The organism is Aquiflexum sp. (assembly GCF_041749095.1).
In the GTDB taxonomy this organism is placed as follows: domain Bacteria; phylum Bacteroidota; class Bacteroidia; order Cytophagales; family Cyclobacteriaceae; genus Aquiflexum.
Window position 1 is genome coordinate 1 of record NZ_JBGTCA010000547.1, and the last position, 4457, is coordinate 4457.

Here is a 4457-nt window from a genome sequence, read left to right on the forward strand (position 1 = left end):
AAAAATATTTATAGCAATTTTTTTATAATCCAAAAAACCAAAGCGATAACCAGAACGACTATTATTATCCCCATCCACATGCCGGCTTCGAAAATATCACCAATCACACTGCAGCCGGTAAAAGTGGTCAAAATAAGGAAAAACACTAAAATTTTTAAAATGTAATTTTTCATAACTATTTGATTTGTTTGAATCCCCTTACTAGAAGGAAATGATAATGATACAGTTATGTATATTGAAAAATGATGCCACAAAAGATACTATTTGAACTAACTATGCTATTTACCAGCTACTTACTTTATAAGTAAATAATTCTTTGGATGTTAAGCAGGATTATTTCAATAGTTTTAATTTTAACTGTGGCCAAATGTGGCAGGAAAAAGTAAAGGTATGTTACGGATTGGTTACACTTAAACCAAATAAAATTATTGCCAATCCCCTACAAAATATTCAGGGACTGTTCCTTGATCTTTTCCAGTTCGTCCTTCATGATGACCACATGCTTCTGTATCTGTGCGTCATTGGCTTTGGAACCAATGGTGTTGATCTCACGGCCGATTTCCTGACTGATAAAGCCCAGTTTTTTTCCCTGATTGTTGTCTTCTTTCAGGTTCTTCTCAAAATAATCCAGGTGGGTTTCCAACCTTACCAATTCCTCTGTGATATCGATTTTTTCAAAATAGTAAATCAGTTCCTGCTCGAAGCGGTTTTTGTCGAAACTGTTTTCCTCCAACCAATCCTTGAAATTATTCCTGATCCTTTCCCTGATTCTTTCTTTGCGTACCGGGTCAGCTACTTTGACTTCGGCAAGTCCTTTCCTGATCACTGACAGATTCTCCAAAAATTTACCTTCCAACACTTTCCCTTCATCGCTTCTGAAAACATCACATTCATTAAGTGCTTTGGCAATGGCAGTTTTGACATTTTCCCATTCCTGATTATCGGAGTTTTTTTCTGCCACATTGGTAATGACATTAGGGGATTGCAGGGCCAGCTTGAATATATCCTCACTTTGACTACCCGCTTTTTGCAACAAGGCTTGGAATTTATTGTAATAATTGAGAAAAAGTTCCTCGTTGATACCTACAGGAAGGTCATCGGAAGTCTTGTTGGCGAATTCAATATTGAGGTTGACTTTGCCCCTCTCCAATACCCCGCTGACCATATTCCTGATCTCCAATTCCTTGTCAGAAAACTGCTTGGGAGATCTGATAGAAAGGTCCAAAAATTTAGAGTTGAGGGTTTTGACTTCGACGCTTATATTGAAATTATTGTCCTCCAGGCCGGCCAAGCCATAACCTGTCATTGATTTGATCATAATAAATAATTGATTGAAACAAAATTAGAAATTATATCCTAAGGTAACGTAAAATTTCAGATCATCTCCTTGGTAATTCCTGACAGGCTTCGCCACATCAAACTTGAAGTAATAATTCAACAGCACCGTTCTCAAACCTCCTCCATAACTTTGCAGCCATGGATTGTTGAAATTATTGAGGGTAATGACGAAAGGAGATCCAGGTGTACTGATAATTTCAGTATTCTGATCGTTGACCCTCTCCCAAGGAGCTGCGGAATTCCAGGCAGATCCTATATCATAAAATGCCACCAATTGGAAGTTTTTGACAAAATTGGAAGTAATATTTCCCCTTGACAAATATGAGAAAACAGGGATTCGGAGTTCTGTGGTGAACGTCATCACATTTCTTCCTCTGATTTCATCAAACAGATAACCCCTCAAATCGACGAATTCTGCAAATAGAATATTGGAATTTTCTACCCCCTCAGGATTTCTCACCGGTGACTCTTCAGGTCTGTTACTTGGTGGGCTATAAAATTGATTAAAAACCCAATTGTTCATTCCCCCTACGAGGTAATTCTGTGGGTTGCTGCCAAAAAATGAACCTAAATACAAGCGGGAAGCAAGGATGATGTTTTTATGGATACTCTGATAATTTCTGAAGTCAAGATAGAAGTTTGAAAACGATCTTTCTGCCAAATTCAGCCCTTGATAATGTACGACTCCGGTTTTGGCCTTCAGTCCTTTTTGCATGTAGAGTCCTATCTGCTGTGTATTGTCATAGACTAATTCAAACCTTCCACCTGCGTAATTGACATCCAACCTGTTTTGTTCAGGCACCTGACCTCTTATAATTGAATCAGGATTAAGGTTGAAATATTGTGTGTTGGCTATGAACGGGGAAAGGGTCACCCTCGAGTGCACGTTGAAAGGATAGGAGAAGCCAAATTCCGCTTTGTTCAGGACATACCGTCGCCGTAATATAATGTCTTGTGGAGGAATCTGCAACGCCCTTCTATCATATCTGAACCTAAAGTCAATTCTTTGTTTGAGGTATTCATATTGAAAAAACACATCGCTTCCCGACCTGAAGTCCAAAGGTACCATGATACCGCCTTTAAAATTATGATTATCCAAAATGTCAGTCATATTTCCTGAGAGGGCAAAGCCAAAATTCCTCAGTGGATCGACAACAAAATCTGAACTGAGACTATTGGTAATAAATTGCGGCATCATCCTTCTTGGACCTGTCACCCGTTTTTGAAGACTCTGTTTTCTGAAGTTTTCGAGAATATTACTTCTTCCACTTGCCTGAACAGGCCTGCTCTCAGGGGACGGTATCACCGGAATAGTATCAAAGGTATAATTGTCAGTATCTATTCCACCCTTTCTTTCAAATCTAAGTCTGTCGGTACTGATGCTGCCCGTAAGGCTTTTCGGGGCAGGGATTGTATCCGTTTCCATCTCCTCAGTTCCGGTCTTCAAAACCGGATCAGGGACTGAGGGTTGTGTGGTTGTTGGTGGTGTGGTAGTCGTAGGAGGTGTTGTTCCTGTTGGGGGCGGACTCAAAAGCAAATCCTCCAGCCTTATGTTCAAGGTAGTATCCCTTTTGGCCTGGGTCTGAACAGGTCTTCTCACGATTTCAGTTTGTGTAGGCCTTTGTTCTTCCTCCATCTCAGTCCTTCTGGAAGAGATTCTTTCTGATAAAGATTTGGCTTGTGAAAGCTGTATCCTGGGAGTACTTGGGGTAAATTGATCGATATTGGAATATGATTCCAAAACCAACCTGCTTTGGTTTCCATCACGATAGGAGTAGGCAATCCTGTTTACTTTAGAAGAGTAGTCAAAAGCCTCCAAGCTCTTGTTAAATGCTGACATTTGGCTGGCAATTCCATTTGAGATCGTCAACCTCATCAGATTCATAATGCCACTCTGGTCACTTAAAAAAAGTACATTGTTACCGTTCAATACCCTTGGCCTGATGTTTCGGTTATTGAGATTGGTCAACTTGGTGATTTTGACCGAGTCTTCCATATCCACCTGATACAAGTTGAAATAATCCGGCAGTAATTTCACATCAGGTGTTCTTGTGAGCAAAGAATCCGCTATTGCGACTTGATTTGATGCATAAATTATTGTCGAATCATTCAGGAAAACCGGAGTGATATTATCAAAAACATCGTTGGTAATCCTCTTTCCCACCCCTCTGACATTGAGTGAGTATATGTCCGATTTACCGTTGGAAATAGCCGAAAGCACCATGTTTCTGCCTGATGAATTGAAATCCAGGCTCAGAATCTGAGTGATATTTCTAAGAAAAATCTTATCCTGTGCCGAACCGTCAATAGCTCTGCTTCGCAATGTGGTGGTACCCCTTCTGAAAGTAGCTATGGCCAGATTCAATGTATCACGCCAAGCAATGATGGGTGAGGATAGATTTACAGGTTGATCCGATGATACTGCTCCGCCGGCATAAATGGTTCTTTCGCGTCCATTGGCCAATTCCCTCACCTGCACTTTGAATCTACCACCATTATTGATCACATAAGCAAGATGCTTGGCATCCGGGCTGAATTTGATATCATTAATGATCCCAAGGTGGGAGGTCGAAGTAGATGCTATTTCATTGGATTGGTTTATTTCTTTGAAAGTCGTAAATACCTGCTGATTGGTATTGAGGTAAAATTGCCTCCATTGATCCTGAAAAGTTTTGTAATTGAGTCCTATGGTATTGGCAATACTGTTTTCCTCATTTCTGTTGATCCTACTCAGATTCAAGATACTTGAGATATACCTTCTTCCATATTTTTCCACTATAAAATTCCAAACCGATTGCCCTACCAGTCCTGCTTCCCTGTTTATGAGTTTATGGAGTTTAATGGTTTTATTTTCCTTGAAATGATGTCTCACAAAATCATCCATCTCCATACTCCATCCATGGGCAAGATACATGGCTGCGCCTTCTATATACCACTCCGGAAAACTATTGATAAGGTTGGATTGAAACGCATCAGCTATGGTGGAACCATACAGCATCTCCTCAATGATTACTTTTGAGGTAGTATAAATCAATTCTCTTTTAAATGATTCCCAGGTTCCTGTGAAAGCCACTTCACCTATCAACCTACTGAAAAAAGTCTGACCGTCAATGGTGAAC

Annotated in this window: 3 protein-coding genes; all 3 read right to left on the reverse strand. The window is 40.1% G+C overall.

What is annotated here, in order from left to right; translation table 11 throughout:
* Positions 1-8: 8 nt before the first annotated feature.
* A complete protein-coding gene (locus ACEW8O_RS24520; RefSeq protein ID WP_373497265.1) occupies positions 9-173 on the reverse strand; it encodes a hypothetical protein in 165 nt (54 codons plus the stop codon).
* A 266-nt stretch (positions 174-439) separates the two neighbouring features.
* A complete protein-coding gene (locus ACEW8O_RS24525; protein WP_373497266.1) occupies positions 440-1318 on the reverse strand; it encodes a YicC/YloC family endoribonuclease in 879 nt (292 codons plus the stop codon).
* A gap of 24 nt (positions 1319-1342) precedes the next feature.
* On the reverse strand, positions 1343-4457 hold a 3115-nt coding region (locus ACEW8O_RS24530), incomplete at its 5' end, for a biopolymer transporter Tol (RefSeq protein WP_373497267.1).

Bases quoted from the DNA above. Each gene is read 5' to 3' on its own strand.
- ACEW8O_RS24525 (WP_373497266.1), bottom strand. From the start codon at position 1,318: ATGATCAAATCAATGACAGGTTATGGCTTGGCCGGCCTGGAGGACAAT.
- ACEW8O_RS24520 (WP_373497265.1), bottom strand. From the start codon at position 173: ATGAAAAATTACATTTTAAAAATTTTAGTGTTTTTCCTTATTTTGACC.